Here is a 13,498-nt window from a genome sequence, read left to right as displayed (position 1 = left end):
TTATTTCTTACTGATTAGCCTTTGCCTGACTATATTAAATCCTGCTATAATTCCGATTATAGTAAATATAATAATAAATAAAGGTTTAGAATGAAAGAATTTATCAGTTAATAAACCAATAACAAACCCTACCATTGTTCCCGAAACTAAGTCTATAGCTATAGTAAACGGACTTATTTCCTGTTGCAAGTTAGAATTAGGAGTTTTATCAATTTTTAACTGATTAATTCTTGTCTTAATATCTTTTAATTTATCATTATCCACTATAAATCTATTTTATTTTTTGATTCTTCTATGGCTTTATCTATTGCTGCTGAAATACTGTTTATGCTATAATTCTCAGTTTGTACTCCGTTAACAAAGAAAGAAGGAGTTCCTATAAATTTTGGTGCTTTTGTTATAAAATTAGTATTAGCAATTAAGGTTTCAGTAATTTTATCATCGCTCAAACATTTTTTATATTCTTCTGGAGTAACGCCGCCAAGCTGACCTATATCAGTTAATAACTCTCTATATTTATTGCTAACTGACCATTTATCTTGCTGCTTTAACATAATATCATGAAACAGCATAAAGCTATTTATATCACCTTTGCAACGTGCTAAAATAGAAGCATCTAAATCTTGTTTAGTAGCAATAAATTCTCTAGTAACATATGCTATTTTATTAGTATCTATATATTTTTGCTTAAGTTCAGGAAAAATTGTAGAGTGATAATAAGCACAATGTGGGCAAGTAGGAGAGAAATATTCAACTACAACTATTTTAGAGTCTTTATTCCCAAGAACCATATCATTTTCATCTATCTTAAAAGTAACCTTAAAAGTTTTTACTTCAGGCTTTTGCTCTATTTGTTCTTGCACAGCCGGAGTTATTACAGCTGGAGTTGTTGTTTCGGTTGTTTGATTGTTGTTTTCATCTGAAGTTGAAGCATGAGCTGGAGTTATGGATTCAGATGATTCTTGCTCTACTACTTTCTCTTTCTCTTCTGAGCAACCACTCAAAAGCAATAGAAATATTAACGTAATAAAACTATTTCGCATAATTTAAACCTTTATAATATTGATTTAACAATACAATAAGGTTTTATTTACTTTATTTCAATAGTAAATAAATTTGCTATTAACCCACCAATTAAATACCTGACTTAAGAGGCATATTTAACATCATCGGCTTGGAACAATTTTTGTATATGTTTAGGATTGTTCTGTAAGCAACGTAAATAAGATTTAAGATTGTATTTTAACTCATCTTTTGTAAGAGGTATATGTTTTCTACTTACATTTCTTTTTAAGTCATTATTTAAGTATTCATCTGGATTATGTTGTGGAGTATAAGGAGGCAAAAAAAACAAAGAAATTTTATCTTTATGCTTATTTGTCCAGCTGTATACTTTTTTACTATGATGTACTTTTAAATTGTCTAATATTAAAAAGATCTTCCTTCTTGCAGATTTCACTAATCTTCTTAGAAATTCTATAAATATATCTGTTTTTAGTGTATCTTCATATAACATGAACCTTAGTTTACCATTGTTCGTAACAGTTGATATCATATTTATAGTAAATCGTTTTGATTTATGAATAACTACGGGTGTTTTGCCTTTTAAAGAATAGCTCTGTAACACCTGACATTCTGATTTTATACCCACTTCATCACACCAGTGTATTTCAGCTTGTTCCATTTGTGCTTGTTTTACTATTGCGGGATATTCTTCATCTAGCCATACTTGAACTTGTTTTGGCTGTTGCTCATAAGCTAATTTCTTTGGTTTTTGTGCAGTATATCCCCATCTTCTTAAATATTCTCCAATCGTACTTAATGGCAAAAAGAAACCACAGCATTTTTTAATCAGGGCATTAATAGCTTTTCTTGACCATAGTGCAGATTTGATATTGTGATCTTCTGGTCTAGAGTGATTTATATAATCTTGTATTTTTTTACCCAGCATTTCATTTATTATTCTTTTCTCTCCTGTCTTTCTTCCTCTAGACTTGCCAGTTATTGCATATTTATCACCTCTTCTTCTTTTGTTAACCCAGTTACTAATAGTCTGACGTGTTACTCCTATAAGATTTGATACATCTGATTGTTTTTCTCCTTTATCAATTGCTCTTAATGCAACTTTTCTTAAAGCTGCTTGTGCACTCGTTGATAATGTCCTAAAATCTTCTTTTTTTAGCATTATTTCATTCTAACATTATATTTTAGTATTTGCAACTATTATGTCAGGTATTTAATTGGTGGGTTAATATATAAAATTATCTGCTTTATCATTTAAGCAAAATGTGTTATGCTAGACAGGATAATAGTCTAACATTGGATTCTTAAGCACTAAGAATTACTACGGAGGAATTAATAATGGTAAATATAGCACAATCCGAAGACAAAACAGAACAACAAAAATCTGAGTTTAAAATAGGACAAAGAATTGTTTATCCTGCACATGGAGTAGGTGAAATTACAAATATAGAGAACCATACTATCGCAGGTACTGAGATAAAGGTATATGTAATCTCTTTCCCTCAAGATAAAATGACTCTAAAAGTACCAGTTAGTAGAGCTACAGTTGTAGGACTTAGAGCAGTTGCGAGCAAAAAAGATCTAGATTTAATATATTCTACCCTTCAAGGCAAGCCAAAACAGGGTAATAGAATGTGGAGTAGAAGAGCTCAAGAATATGAAGGAAAGATTAATTCAGGTAATATTGTGGCAGTTGCTGAGGTATTACGTGACTTACATAAAAATGTCGATAATGACCGTTCTTATAGTGAAAGAACTCTTTATGAAGCAGCTCTAAATAGACTTGCAGGTGAACTTGCTATTCTTGAGAACATAGATTCATCTGAAGCTATTAACAAGTTAGTGGAAGTATTACGCGAAAAATTGGTGGCATAGTATACCTTTGATACTTCAAGATTTGGTAAGTCAAATTTCGGGATTCGTCTTTGCTCACGTATTAATATACGCCTAGCTTGACTCACCACTTATTTGACTACCAACTTTTGAAGTATCTGCGGTATATTCGATAAAATTGGCGTCGTCGTTTTATAAGTACTGCGGTACTCATGCCTTAAGTAACGGTTTCATTCCTCGTTTTATAAACGATAGTACCGGATAGTTGCTTCGAATGACATAGTAGCCATATAATAACATTAATTTTTCCTCGCAATAACGAAAAAACAATCTGATCTCGATTTGTGTAAGAAAAGCTTTTCAAAGAGTAGCTATTTCAAACAATCATTATCTATTCTTGCAAATGTTAAATAATCAAGTCATATTAAATAGTGAAGAAGAAACAAAAAATTTTGCTAGAGCTTTTGCTGCAACCTTAAAGCCTAATAATATTGTGTTATTAAATGGTGATCTTGGAGTAGGTAAAACATTTTTTTGTCGTGAAATTATTAAACATTTCTGTAGTGAAAACACCTCAATTATAAGCCCAACCTTTAACTTATTACAAACATATAAAGCACCTCATTTTACTATCTATCATTATGATCTTTATCGCCTAAAATCACCTGAAGAAATTTATGAATTAGGGCTTGAAGAGGCATTAAGCGGTAATTTAACCTTAATAGAATGGTCTAAAATTATTAAACACCTCCTACCTATGCCTTTAATTGAAGTAAATCTAGAACTATTAGATGATAATAAACGTTTATGTAATATATACCTTTGATACTTCAAGATTTGATACATCAAATTTCGAGATCCGTAGTAGCCACGTACTTCTGTACGCTGTGCAGGCTTACCGCTTATTTGACTTCTAGCTTTTGAAGTATTGCAGTATGATCATTTATACGGTATCAAATTTTATTTATTTCTTACAATTTATTCAGATGTAGGTGACCTTATATGTCATTCTTAGCAACGGTGCAGTAGTGTCCGGAAAAATTGGAGTATTATTAAAACCGTCATTGCGAGCGGTCGTAGACCGCGTGGCAATCCAGAAAAATAGTAAAAAATAACTAATTTTAGCATTTTTTACTGGATTGCTTCGTCAATTACTTCGTAATTTCCTCGCAATGACGACTCTCAATCCACGCAACAATGCCACGCGGGAATGACATAGAATAAAAACTGTCCGGTACTATTGGCTTGACCAAGGTATCTTATATTACGGACTGTGACTTAAGATCCCGCGATCAAGTCGTGGGATGACATTTTAAGGCTTCTGGCTCTAGTTCATAAATCACGGGATGACAGGGGAAAATGATCTATGCTGGCAATATTTTCTCGCAATGATGATTTTAATAATATTACAATTTTATCCGGACACTATCGTACTTCTGCGGGAATGTCATTGTAAGTATTTTTCGATTCGTACAACAAAAACAGGTGCTGCATGACAAAGGTAAGTATACTAGCCTTTCATTACAGCGGCTACTTCATCGGCGAAGTTTTTTTCTTCCTGCTCTATACCCTCACCAAGTTCATATCTGATAAATGTAGTAATTTGAATTTCTGCACCAAGTTCTTTAGAAGCATTTTTGATTACTTCAGCAACAGTTAGTTTATTATCAAATAAGAAATTTTGCTGTAATAGCACAACTTCAGCAAAGAATTTACGAATTCTGCCTTCTACCATTTTTTCGATAATATTGTCAGGCTTACCTTCTTCTTTTGACTTCTCAAAGAATACTTTTCTCTCACGTTCTACAAGGGCTTGATCTAAACCAGAATCATCTATACTTTGTGGATTATTTCCTGCCACGTGAACAGCGATTTGCTTAGCTAAAGCTTCTAGTTTTGCCGTATCTTTTGCACTTGATTGTAGACCTACCAATACAGAAATTTTACCTAAGTTTGGTGCAACTTCATTATGTACATAAGAGCCAATCGCTCCTTCAGATACTTTTAGTACTTCCATGCGGCGTAGTGTTAAGTTTTCACCTATTGTAGCAATATTTTCTACAACGTCTTCTTCTACTGATTTGCCGTTTGGCATTTTAGCTGCTTTTAGTTCTTCTACATCTTTAACATTTTTTGCAAGGTTAGCAATATTTATAACTAGATCTTGGAACTGCTCATTTCTTGCGACAAAATCGGTTTCAGAATTTATTTCAACGACAACTCCAGTTAATCCATCAACTTTAGCAGCTGTTAAACCTTCAGCAGCAACGCGTCCGGCTTTCTTTGCAGCAGTAGCAAGACCTTTTTTACGCAAAAAGTCAACAGCTTCTTCAAGATTGCCTTTAGTCTCGATTAAGGCTTTTTTACAATCCATCATTCCAGCACCAGTTTTTTCTCTGAGCTCTCTAACGTCACTAGCACTTATATTTACTTCACTCATACTTTATCTATCTCCATTTAATTATGCATTTTAAAAAGATGTCTAATTTTTGTCTTCATCAGCATCACTTAATGCTTGCTCAAATTCTGTATTTGCTTCTTCATTGATATTTTTTGTTTTAGAGAACTTTTTAGCTTGTTTCAATTTAGAAACATTTTTAGGAGCTAAATTTTTATCGCCATGTTCTTGGATGCTGCCTAAATCGACTCCTGATGCTTTCATTGATTCTTCTAAACCTTGTAGTGCAGCATCAGCAAATAAACTACAATAAAACCTAATTGATCTTATTGCGTCATCATTACCTGGAATTGGATAATCTATATGATCAGGGTTAGAATTAGTATCTACAACAGCCACGATAGGTATATCAAGTCTTACAGCTTCGCTAATCGCAATATGTTCTTTATTAGTGTCGATAATTACTATTAAATCTGGCTTAGAATGTAGTTCTCTAATTCCAGCAAGTGATAGAAGTAATTTATCTTTCTTGCGGTTCATATCAAGTATTTCTTTCTTAGTATAACCGATGCAAGCTTCTTCATTTTCTAAAGTTTGTTCTAATTTATTTAATTTCTCTATAGAACCTGAAATAGTTTTCCAGTTAGTTAGCATTCCGCCAAGCCATCTATGATTTACATAGTATTGTCCGCATTTTTCAGCATATTCTGCTATAATATCGCTTGCTTGTATTTTTGTACTTACAAATAATACTTTGCCATCATTTTTTACAGTTTCATATATTGCATTTAAAGCAACATTCATTAAAGCTGCTGTTTGTCTTAAATCAATTATATGTACCTCATCACGCTCACCATATATATAAGGTGCCATTTTAGGATTCCAACGTGAAGTCTTATGACCAAAATGCACGCCGGCATCTAATAAATCTTTAACATTAACTGGTGGTATTTTTGACATTTATTTCTCCTGATTATTGTTAGTTTATACCTCCGTAAAATTATTTTGTCATCCCGCGTGCTTGTAGCGGGATCTTGTATCACAGGCTATGTCCTAAGATCCCGCTACAAGCACGCGGGATGACATGCATGAACTAACATTTATCTTACGTGTGAATTTGCTTAAAAATATAAGCCTACAAATTATATACTTATATTCCGTAATTTACAAGTCCTTATTCTTTCCTCCATATAGTAGTGCCGTTTGGCTTATCTTCTAAAATTATTTTTTCATTTAATAATTTGTTACGAATTTGATCAGCTAATCCCCAATTTTTTTGCTTTTTTGCTTCTAAGCGTTCATTAATAAGATTATTTATATAATTTTCGTCTACATTTTTATTAAACCATTCATGTGGTGTTTCGTTCATTAATCCAATAAAATTAGCACAAGCAATAAGATTAGAGGCATTAAATTGCTTTTCTTCTTCGGTATTAGCTGTAAAAATGGCTTTGGCATAGTCGTTAATTATTTTAATAGCAAGCGGACTATTCATATCGTCAAGCAAGCTTTGCATAAAGTCGTTAGGCAGAGTATCTATTTTTTGTATATTTATATTTTGAATAGCTCTATACCAATAATCTAGAGTTTTTTTAGCATCCTCTATAGTCTTGTCGTTATAATCAAGAGGACGTCTATAATGGGCGGTTAATAAAAATAATCTTACTATTTCGCCTTTAATTTGTTTATCCATTAAATCCCTGACAGTAATAAAATTACCAAGAGATTTACTCATTTTTTCGCCGTTAACTGTTAAAAAGCCATTGTGAACCCAGTATTTTGCATAAGTGGAGTTCGAAAAAGCACATTTACTTTGTGCAATCTCGTTAGTATGATGTGGAAATATTAAATCAGCACCGCCGCCATGAATATCAAAATTTTTGCCTAAATATTTATAGCTCATTGCTGAACATTCAATATGCCAGCCGGGACGTCCTAGTCCCCATGGGCTTTTGAAGTTCATACGTACATCTTCATCTGGTTTTGCTGGTTTCCATAAAACAAAATCCTGTGGATGCTTTTTAGTTTTGCTATTTTCTACCCTTACACTCTCAAACATATCTTCTAATTTTTGGTTAGATAGTTCTGTATAATTAGGAGCTAATAAAACATCAAAATAAACATGATCATCTGCAATATATGCATGCCCAGATTTAATTAGCTTTTCTATTATTTCGATCATTACATCAATATGCTGCGTAGCCTTTGGTTCTATAGTAGGTGGTAAACAAAATAGATATTTCATATTCGTATGAAATTCTTTTGTAACTTTGTCTGTTAACTCGTTAATGCTAATACCTAAGTTTGCTGCTCTCTCAATTATCTTATCATCTACATCGGTAATATTCCGTACATATTTTACAGATTTAGCCTCAAATATATCTACAAGTATGCGATAAAGTAAGTCATATACCACTACCGATCTACTATTGCCAATATGTGGGTTATCATAAACAGTCGGACCGCATACATACATTTTTACATTAGTCTGATCTTCAGGTTCAAATAGTTCTTTGTTTTGGGTGAGGGTGTTAAATAAGTATATTTGCATAAGGTTTGGTTTATTTACAAAAAGTTAGATTTCCTCATATTATGAGGCTTTTTAGCCATAGTATAATTAAAAAATCCAATAGTTAATAGAAATTAATAATTTCTATTGACTCTAATTAACAAAAATTATATATTGCCACTCGTTTAAGTTAATATTAATGAGATAAATCTAATGAGTTTGAGATATAAGCTAAAATCTACATTGTTAAAATACTCTTTCGTTGTTGCCATATCAATAAATTTATTGGCAATTAATTCAGGAATATTATTGCTTACTTTAAATAATAAAGCAGAAGCTGCACCGCCGCCACCTCCACCGCCGCCACCTCCACCGCCGCCGCCGCCACCAAAAACACCACCTGTTGATCCTAAATCAGCAGCAAAAGATATTAATGCTGAATTAGGTGCAACATTTGATCCTTATGATACACTTAAAAAAAATAGGAAAAAAATAAAAAATAAAAAAGATAATTATGATTTAGAAGCCTTTTTAAATTTGAATGGAATAAGACAGATGTCTAAGCTATTTTCTATTGTTCTTACTCAACACACTGATAATGATGAATTACGTACAAGGTTTTTTAAAGATATTGTAAGGAATAATAAATTGTCTCCTACAGAAAAATTTAATTTGGCAAACCAAATTGCGGCTAATAATGGAATATATGAGAAAGATGATAAAGGTAACATTATAATTGATAATACAAACTTAAATAATAATATAATAGGTTCTACATCTTATATTTCTAATTTTAATCCAAATTATAGATATATAATTTTGTATAGTACGCCAACAGAGATTTTAGAAAAAGATCTCACCTCTGAAATTATCGATATTGCTAAAGGTTTTGAAAAAGATTCTAAAGGAAATTCTTATAGGAAGTTTGATGCAACAAAACTTAAGCAATTAGAACAAGAAAGAGTTTATAGTTTAATAAAATCAGAAGCTGAATCACTAATAAAATCAGCTTATGGTAATAATATAGATTATATTGACTATTATGATAATAATATAAGTAATAATAGTTATGAAAAATATTTTACAAAATATGAAAAAGACGTAATAACTAACGCTTTAGGTCATAAACGTGCCTATGAAGAAAAAAAAGAAGTATATAAAATTGAGGTAGATAAACTAGATAGATCGATCTTAAGTGAAGAAGAATATATTAAAAAGTGTGAAGAAATACTTGAAAAAATTGGAGAAAGTAGTTGGGCCACTTATCAAGTTTCTAAACCTGGTAGTAGCAGTAAAATAAGCTATGAAGAGTACGAAAAACTAGTGACAAATGAAGCAAAAAAACGAGCCGTAATCGCAAAATTTTTAATAGAAGATAATAATAAAATAAACGGAAAAAGACTAAAAATAGTAAAGGAAGATGGTTCTAAAGAATATGTAGATAATGCAGAATTTAATTTAATAATGGCTGAAAATAATTGGGATTTTACACCGGCAAATATACCACTTTCTCAAGTAATGAGGGCTGCAAGTAATTTATCTGAAAATGAAAGAATAAAAAAATTATTAGCTCGAATTGAATTTTTAGAAAATAATACTAATAACCTAGATATAATTAATGAGCTTGAAGATGCAAAAAGACAATTAGATGAATTAAAAAGTAAAAAAATTACTGGATTATTTGCTTTAAATAATAATGGTGAAAATGCATCAATATCTTTTGATCAAAATTTGATAGATATACTTAAAATTTTAAAAGAGGTCCCAGATTTTGTTAGTATAATAAGAGCACATCCCGATTTGTTTCCAACTATATTTAATGATCCTGATACTCTAGCATTTTTAGAGAAATGTTCACCAGAAGATTATGAGAATATAATAATAGAGTTAAGTTTATTAGATTCAAAATCTCAAGACCTAGAATCTTTAATTGTAAAAAAGCAAATATCTGAAGAAGTTACTTTGCATAATCAAGTAGCTTCTATTACTAATAAACCTATTCATATGGGTATTCATGGTAGATTGTTGTTGCCTACTGCTGCGATTACTGGCGGTGATGAAGAGGACGCAATAAATAGAGGAGTATGGATCAGTGGTTTATATGGAGTAAGCAATCAAAAAGCATGGAGAAGCATACCGAAATATCAAGGACGCACTAGCGGTGTAACTATCGGTATGGACACAGAGCTTAGTAATAGCTCTGACGTAATAGGTATAGCTTATTCAAGAATTGAGTCGCATTTTAAATATAATAAGAAGTTTGCTAAGACCGCACTTAATGGGCATTTACTTAGTATTTATGGTTTAAAAGAATTACCGAAAAATTTTTCATTGCAAGCTATAGCATCTGTTGGTCATAATTATATTAAAAATAAAGCTACAACTGCTAATAATATTATTGGTAAATATCAAAATAATAACTTTAATTTTGAAGCATTATTAAATTATAAATATCGTACAAATTATAATTTATACTTAATACCAAATATTGGATTAAAATACGATTATTCAAGAAGTAGTGGTTATAAAGGAAATAATTTTGTACAAAAATTAATGATTCAAAAGAAGTCAAATCGACTATTAACAACTAGTTTAGGCGGTAAGATAGAATTTAAATCGATAAAGGTTTTAAATGATATAACGCTGGTGCCGAGCTTGTATGGGAGTATAGAAAATCATTTTTATAATAAAGATACAAAAGTTAATGCTAAGGCAATTTTAAATAATCAAATAATAGAAGAGAAGATTATTATATCAAAACAGCCTAAATTTGCTTATAATATTGGAGGTAATGTTCTTTTGACGAAGAAGAATATAAATGTAATATTTGAGTATAATCATTACACCCATAAAAAATATAAAAGCCATCAAGGGTTAGTGAAGTTAAAAGTTAATTTGTAGAACAAAATAGATAAAGAGATAAGGCTTTATTCTCTTTATCTATTTGAATTTAAGTAAGTAATATTAGTAATTACTTCTTGACAGTATACAAGTATTACTTTATATTTTTTATCTATTATATAAGTTAAAGTTTGATAGGTTAAGCTTATGTCTCGTAAATGTGAACTCACTGGAGTGGGTGTTTTATATGGCAATAATGTATCGCATTCACAGCGTAAAACTAGAAGGCGTTTTGAGCCTAATTTAAGATCGGTTAAGTTTATAAGTGATATAACAACCGCAGAATATAGATTATCAGTTAGTGCTAGATGTATAAGTTCAGTTGAAAAAGCTGGCGGTTTTGATGCGTATATGTTAAAAGCTAATAATGATGCTTTATCCACTACAGCTAAAGCTATTAAGAAAAAAATAATTCAGACTAAGGTGGCAAAATCATTATGAAAAATGGGATACATCCAGACTATAAAAAGTTTTTAATTAAAGTTGGAAGTGATGTTTTTGAAACAATGTCAACTCATCCTGCAGGTGAGATTTTAATGGATGTTGATTTTAGAAAACACCCAGCATGGAATAAAGATATTGGAAATGTAGTAAATCAGTCTAACAAAAGCGTTAGTGATTTTAATAAAAGATTTTCCGGTCTTTCTTTCGGTAGTCAAAAAAAGGAAGCTAGTTAATTTCTATAATCGGGTGTAGGCATTTCCGCATAGATCAAGAACGTTTCCAGTGTGTCATCACGTTGGCGGCTTTTTTGCGTGGATCGAGAGTCGTCATTGCGAGTGAATGAAATGAGCGTGGCAATCCAGAAAATAATAAAAAATACTAATTTTATTAGTATTTTTAATTGGATCCCGTGAATAAATCACGGGATGACAGGGGGAGAATGATCCACGTAACACACATTACTATGGGGTAAAAACTTACTCTAATCATTTATGTCGCTAATCTTTGTTTATAATATTAATAAACAAAGTCATCAAATTTCTTTATTGCGGGGTGGAGCAGCTCGGTAGCTCGTCAGGCTCATAACCTGAAGGTCGTTGGTTCAAATCCAGCCCCCGCTACCATATATTTTATTTTAATTTTTTTATTGTTGCCTTGTAAATGAAGTTCTCGTGTGGATCGAGAGTCGTCATTGCGAGCGAACTTAAGTAGAGGGCGGCATCTCATGAAGTAATACAACATTCTTAAGATTGCTTCGTCGAAACTTACAGTTTCTTCTCGCAATGACGAAAAAACTGATCCACGAGGGTAATTTTGCTACAGGATGACACAGGACGTATAATATACAGGTTACAAAATTATGACTGATGAAAAAGTAATTAATAAAAAATTAGTAGGTGATAATAAGCTTTTTCGTCATCAAGCTAAATTTGTAGCTGGTGCTATGGATATAAAGCAACTTCCTAATTTTGCATTACCGCAAATTGCTTTTGTTGGTAAATCAAATGTCGGCAAATCAAGTCTAATAAATACTATATGTAATAACAAAAAACTTGCTAAAGTTTCTAATACCCCAGGGCGTACTAGGCAGATTAATTTCTTTAATCTTGTAGATAAACTTATAATAGTTGACCTACCAGGTTATGGTTTTGCAGAAGTTCCAAATCAAGTTAAAGATCAGTGGGAAATATTAATTAATCATTACTTACGCAAGAGTGATAATCTAAAATTAGTTAACTTATTGATAGATTCAAGAAGGGGAATTAAAGAGAACGATAAAAAAGTAGCGGAGTTATTACTTGCAAATAAGCGAGATTTCCAAATTATTTTTACAAAATCCGATAAAGTTACGGATCGTAAAAACCTTAACCTAGAAGCACAGAATTTTCTTGCAACTTTAAACTACTCATGTAATCTTATTTATGTAAGTAGTAGGAGTAAAGAAGGTGCAAGAGAACTTAAAACTAGTTTGGCAAAATGCATCAAACTTGAAAAGTAAAGAAATAGATAATATTTCTGAATTAGGCGACATTACTATAATTAGGGATATAATCACATGTAGTAACGAGCTTAGAAATCAAGCGATAGTTCTAAAGTTACCAATCAATATTATTATTAATGAGAAGTTGTTTGCTTCTTTTATAGAATCTATCAAACTGCTTGAGATGTGCGGTGCTAAAATCTATATAGTACATGACCATATAGATTTAGGTAATCTATCTTTAATATCACAATTAGATAAAAGTTTCAGTAAAAAATTTAATAAAGTAAGGGAAAATAGTTCCATAGATAATCCTATTATTATGGAAATTCTATCGAGTTATGTCAACAAACTTATTGTGACAAAACTTAGCAATAAAGGTTGTTATGCGGTTGGTATTTCAGGAAAAGATGCGAATTTACTACAAGCAAGAAAATCAAAATTATCACATAGAAGAGTTGCAAATCGTGACGTTATAGATATTGGCTTTGTAAGCGAGCCTATTATAGTTAACCCAGAAATTCTATTAAATTTTGAAGATAGTAATATTATACCTGTAATCACTCCTTTTGCTAATGATGACCAAGAAAAGACCCATTTACTAAATGTTAATTTAACTGCTGCGACAATTGCTGTTACTTTAGGAGCAGAGCATCTAATATTTCCATATGAAATGTCCCAGATATTTAGAGGATTTCAGTATAATATGAAAATACAAAATGCTAATTTGTTAAAATCAATGCTAAATGATAGTAATCATTATTTAGAAGAAGAATTAATCAAAATAGCAATTAAGGTGATTGAAAGTATAGGTAATAATGTGCATTTTGTTAATAGTAAGATACCAAACTCAATATTATTAACTATGTTTGCAAATAAAAATATAAATTTATATTAATAATTTTTAAGT

13 protein-coding genes, 1 tRNA gene and 1 pseudogene are annotated in these 13,498 nt (G+C 31.1%); 8 read left to right on the top strand and 7 right to left on the bottom strand.

The window, feature by feature from the left end:
• The 3 genes from AAGD54_RS08490 to AAGD54_RS08480 form a co-directional block, all read right to left on the bottom strand.
• Window positions 1-264, bottom strand: a complete 264-nt coding sequence (locus tag AAGD54_RS08490; protein ID WP_341788470.1) for an AtpZ/AtpI family protein — start codon at window positions 262-264, stop codon at window positions 1-3.
• Complete coding sequence (locus tag AAGD54_RS08485) at window positions 264-1,043, bottom strand: DsbA family protein (RefSeq protein WP_341794595.1); 780 nt, start codon at window positions 1,041-1,043, stop codon at window positions 264-266. Before AAGD54_RS08485 ends, AAGD54_RS08490 begins: the two co-directional genes overlap by 1 nt.
• A gap of 104 nt (window positions 1,044-1,147) precedes the next feature.
• Window positions 1,148-2,185 carry an IS630 family transposase gene (locus tag AAGD54_RS08480; RefSeq protein ID WP_341794594.1) on the bottom strand — a complete coding sequence of 346 codons (1,038 nt, stop codon included), beginning with the start codon at window positions 2,183-2,185 and terminating at the stop codon, window positions 1,148-1,150.
• Between the two features lie 176 nt (window positions 2,186-2,361).
• Between AAGD54_RS08480 and AAGD54_RS08475 the strand changes: the two genes are divergently transcribed.
• Window positions 2,362-2,898 (top strand): CarD family transcriptional regulator, encoded by a 537-nt coding sequence (locus AAGD54_RS08475; RefSeq protein ID WP_341788468.1) that lies wholly within the window; start codon window positions 2,362-2,364, stop codon window positions 2,896-2,898.
• Here the strand turns inward: AAGD54_RS08475 and AAGD54_RS08470 are convergent.
• Window positions 2,898-3,027: pseudogene (locus tag AAGD54_RS08470) on the bottom strand (palindromic element RPE5 domain-containing protein); the annotation flags it as partial. The gene AAGD54_RS08475 and the pseudogene AAGD54_RS08470 sit on opposite strands and share 1 nt — an antisense overlap.
• A gap of 232 nt (window positions 3,028-3,259) precedes the next feature.
• Between AAGD54_RS08470 and tsaE the strand changes: the two are divergent.
• Entirely contained in the window at window positions 3,260-3,682 is a 423-nt protein-coding gene (gene tsaE / locus AAGD54_RS08465; RefSeq protein WP_341788467.1) for a tRNA (adenosine(37)-N6)-threonylcarbamoyltransferase complex ATPase subunit type 1 TsaE, read from the top strand.
• 684 nt (window positions 3,683-4,366) lie between these two features.
• Here tsaE and tsf read toward each other — a convergent pair.
• From tsf to cysS, 3 genes are all read right to left on the bottom strand, one after another.
• Window positions 4,367-5,296, bottom strand: a complete 930-nt coding sequence (gene tsf / locus AAGD54_RS08460) for a translation elongation factor Ts (RefSeq protein WP_341794593.1) — start codon at window positions 5,294-5,296, stop codon at window positions 4,367-4,369.
• 42 nt (window positions 5,297-5,338) lie between these two features.
• A complete protein-coding gene (rpsB, locus tag AAGD54_RS08455; protein ID WP_011477933.1) occupies window positions 5,339-6,214 on the bottom strand; it encodes a 30S ribosomal protein S2 in 876 nt (291 codons plus the stop codon).
• Window positions 6,215-6,428: 214 nt separating this feature from the next.
• Window positions 6,429-7,805: a cysteine--tRNA ligase gene (cysS, locus tag AAGD54_RS08450; RefSeq protein ID WP_341794592.1), complete on the bottom strand. Its 1,377-nt coding sequence runs from the start codon at window positions 7,803-7,805 to the stop codon at window positions 6,429-6,431.
• 171 nt (window positions 7,806-7,976) lie between these two features.
• Here cysS and AAGD54_RS08445 point away from each other — a divergent pair, with 171 nt between their 5' ends.
• The 6 genes from AAGD54_RS08445 (at window position 7,977) to AAGD54_RS08420 (ending at window position 13,486) form a co-directional block, all read left to right on the top strand.
• Window positions 7,977-10,664 (top strand): autotransporter outer membrane beta-barrel domain-containing protein, encoded by a 2,688-nt coding sequence (locus tag AAGD54_RS08445; RefSeq protein ID WP_341794591.1) that lies wholly within the window; start codon window positions 7,977-7,979, stop codon window positions 10,662-10,664.
• A 147-nt stretch (window positions 10,665-10,811) separates the two neighbouring features.
• On the top strand, window positions 10,812-11,105 hold the full coding sequence (gene rpmB, locus AAGD54_RS08440; protein WP_341788463.1) for a 50S ribosomal protein L28: 294 nt from the start codon (window positions 10,812-10,814) through the stop codon (window positions 11,103-11,105).
• Entirely contained in the window at window positions 11,102-11,341 is a 240-nt protein-coding gene (gene rpmE, locus AAGD54_RS08435) for a 50S ribosomal protein L31 (protein WP_016948660.1), read from the top strand. Before rpmB ends, rpmE begins: the two co-directional genes overlap by 4 nt.
• Before the next feature lie 313 nt (window positions 11,342-11,654).
• Window positions 11,655-11,731: transfer RNA gene (locus AAGD54_RS08430), tRNA-Met, on the top strand.
• Window positions 11,732-11,967: 236 nt separating this feature from the next.
• Window positions 11,968-12,606, top strand: coding sequence for a ribosome biogenesis GTP-binding protein YihA/YsxC (yihA, locus tag AAGD54_RS08425; RefSeq protein ID WP_016948318.1), 639 nt, complete (start codon window positions 11,968-11,970; stop codon window positions 12,604-12,606).
• Window positions 12,554-13,486 carry an acetylglutamate kinase gene (locus AAGD54_RS08420; RefSeq protein ID WP_045799127.1) on the top strand — a complete coding sequence of 311 codons (933 nt, stop codon included), beginning with the start codon at window positions 12,554-12,556 and terminating at the stop codon, window positions 13,484-13,486. Before yihA ends, AAGD54_RS08420 begins: the two co-directional genes overlap by 53 nt.
• Window positions 13,487-13,498: the final 12 nt, after the last annotated feature.

The organism is Rickettsia endosymbiont of Rhinocyllus conicus (assembly GCF_964026465.1).
In the GTDB taxonomy this organism is placed as follows: domain Bacteria; phylum Pseudomonadota; class Alphaproteobacteria; order Rickettsiales; family Rickettsiaceae; genus Rickettsia.
Note: the sequence above shows the minus strand (reverse complement) of the source record. Positions and strands in the feature narration are given on the sequence as shown.

Coding starts and splice junctions, on each gene's coding strand:
- AAGD54_RS08485 (WP_341794595.1), bottom strand. CDS start 1,043: ATGCGAAATAGTTTTATTACGTTAATATTTCTATTGCTTTTGAGTGGT.
- rpmE (WP_016948660.1), top strand. CDS start 11,102: ATGAAAAATGGGATACATCCAGACTATAAAAAGTTTTTAATTAAAGTT.
- cysS (WP_341794592.1), bottom strand. CDS start 7,805: ATGCAAATATACTTATTTAACACCCTCACCCAAAACAAAGAACTATTT.
- yihA (WP_016948318.1), top strand. CDS start 11,968: ATGACTGATGAAAAAGTAATTAATAAAAAATTAGTAGGTGATAATAAG.
- tsf (WP_341794593.1), bottom strand. CDS start 5,296: ATGAGTGAAGTAAATATAAGTGCTAGTGACGTTAGAGAGCTCAGAGAA.
- tsaE (WP_341788467.1), top strand. CDS start 3,260: ATGTTAAATAATCAAGTCATATTAAATAGTGAAGAAGAAACAAAAAAT.
- rpsB (WP_011477933.1), bottom strand. CDS start 6,214: ATGTCAAAAATACCACCAGTTAATGTTAAAGATTTATTAGATGCCGGC.
- rpmB (WP_341788463.1), top strand. CDS start 10,812: ATGTCTCGTAAATGTGAACTCACTGGAGTGGGTGTTTTATATGGCAAT.
- AAGD54_RS08480 (WP_341794594.1), bottom strand. CDS start 2,185: ATGCTAAAAAAAGAAGATTTTAGGACATTATCAACGAGTGCACAAGCA.
- AAGD54_RS08475 (WP_341788468.1), top strand. CDS start 2,362: ATGGTAAATATAGCACAATCCGAAGACAAAACAGAACAACAAAAATCT.
- AAGD54_RS08445 (WP_341794591.1), top strand. CDS start 7,977: ATGAGTTTGAGATATAAGCTAAAATCTACATTGTTAAAATACTCTTTC.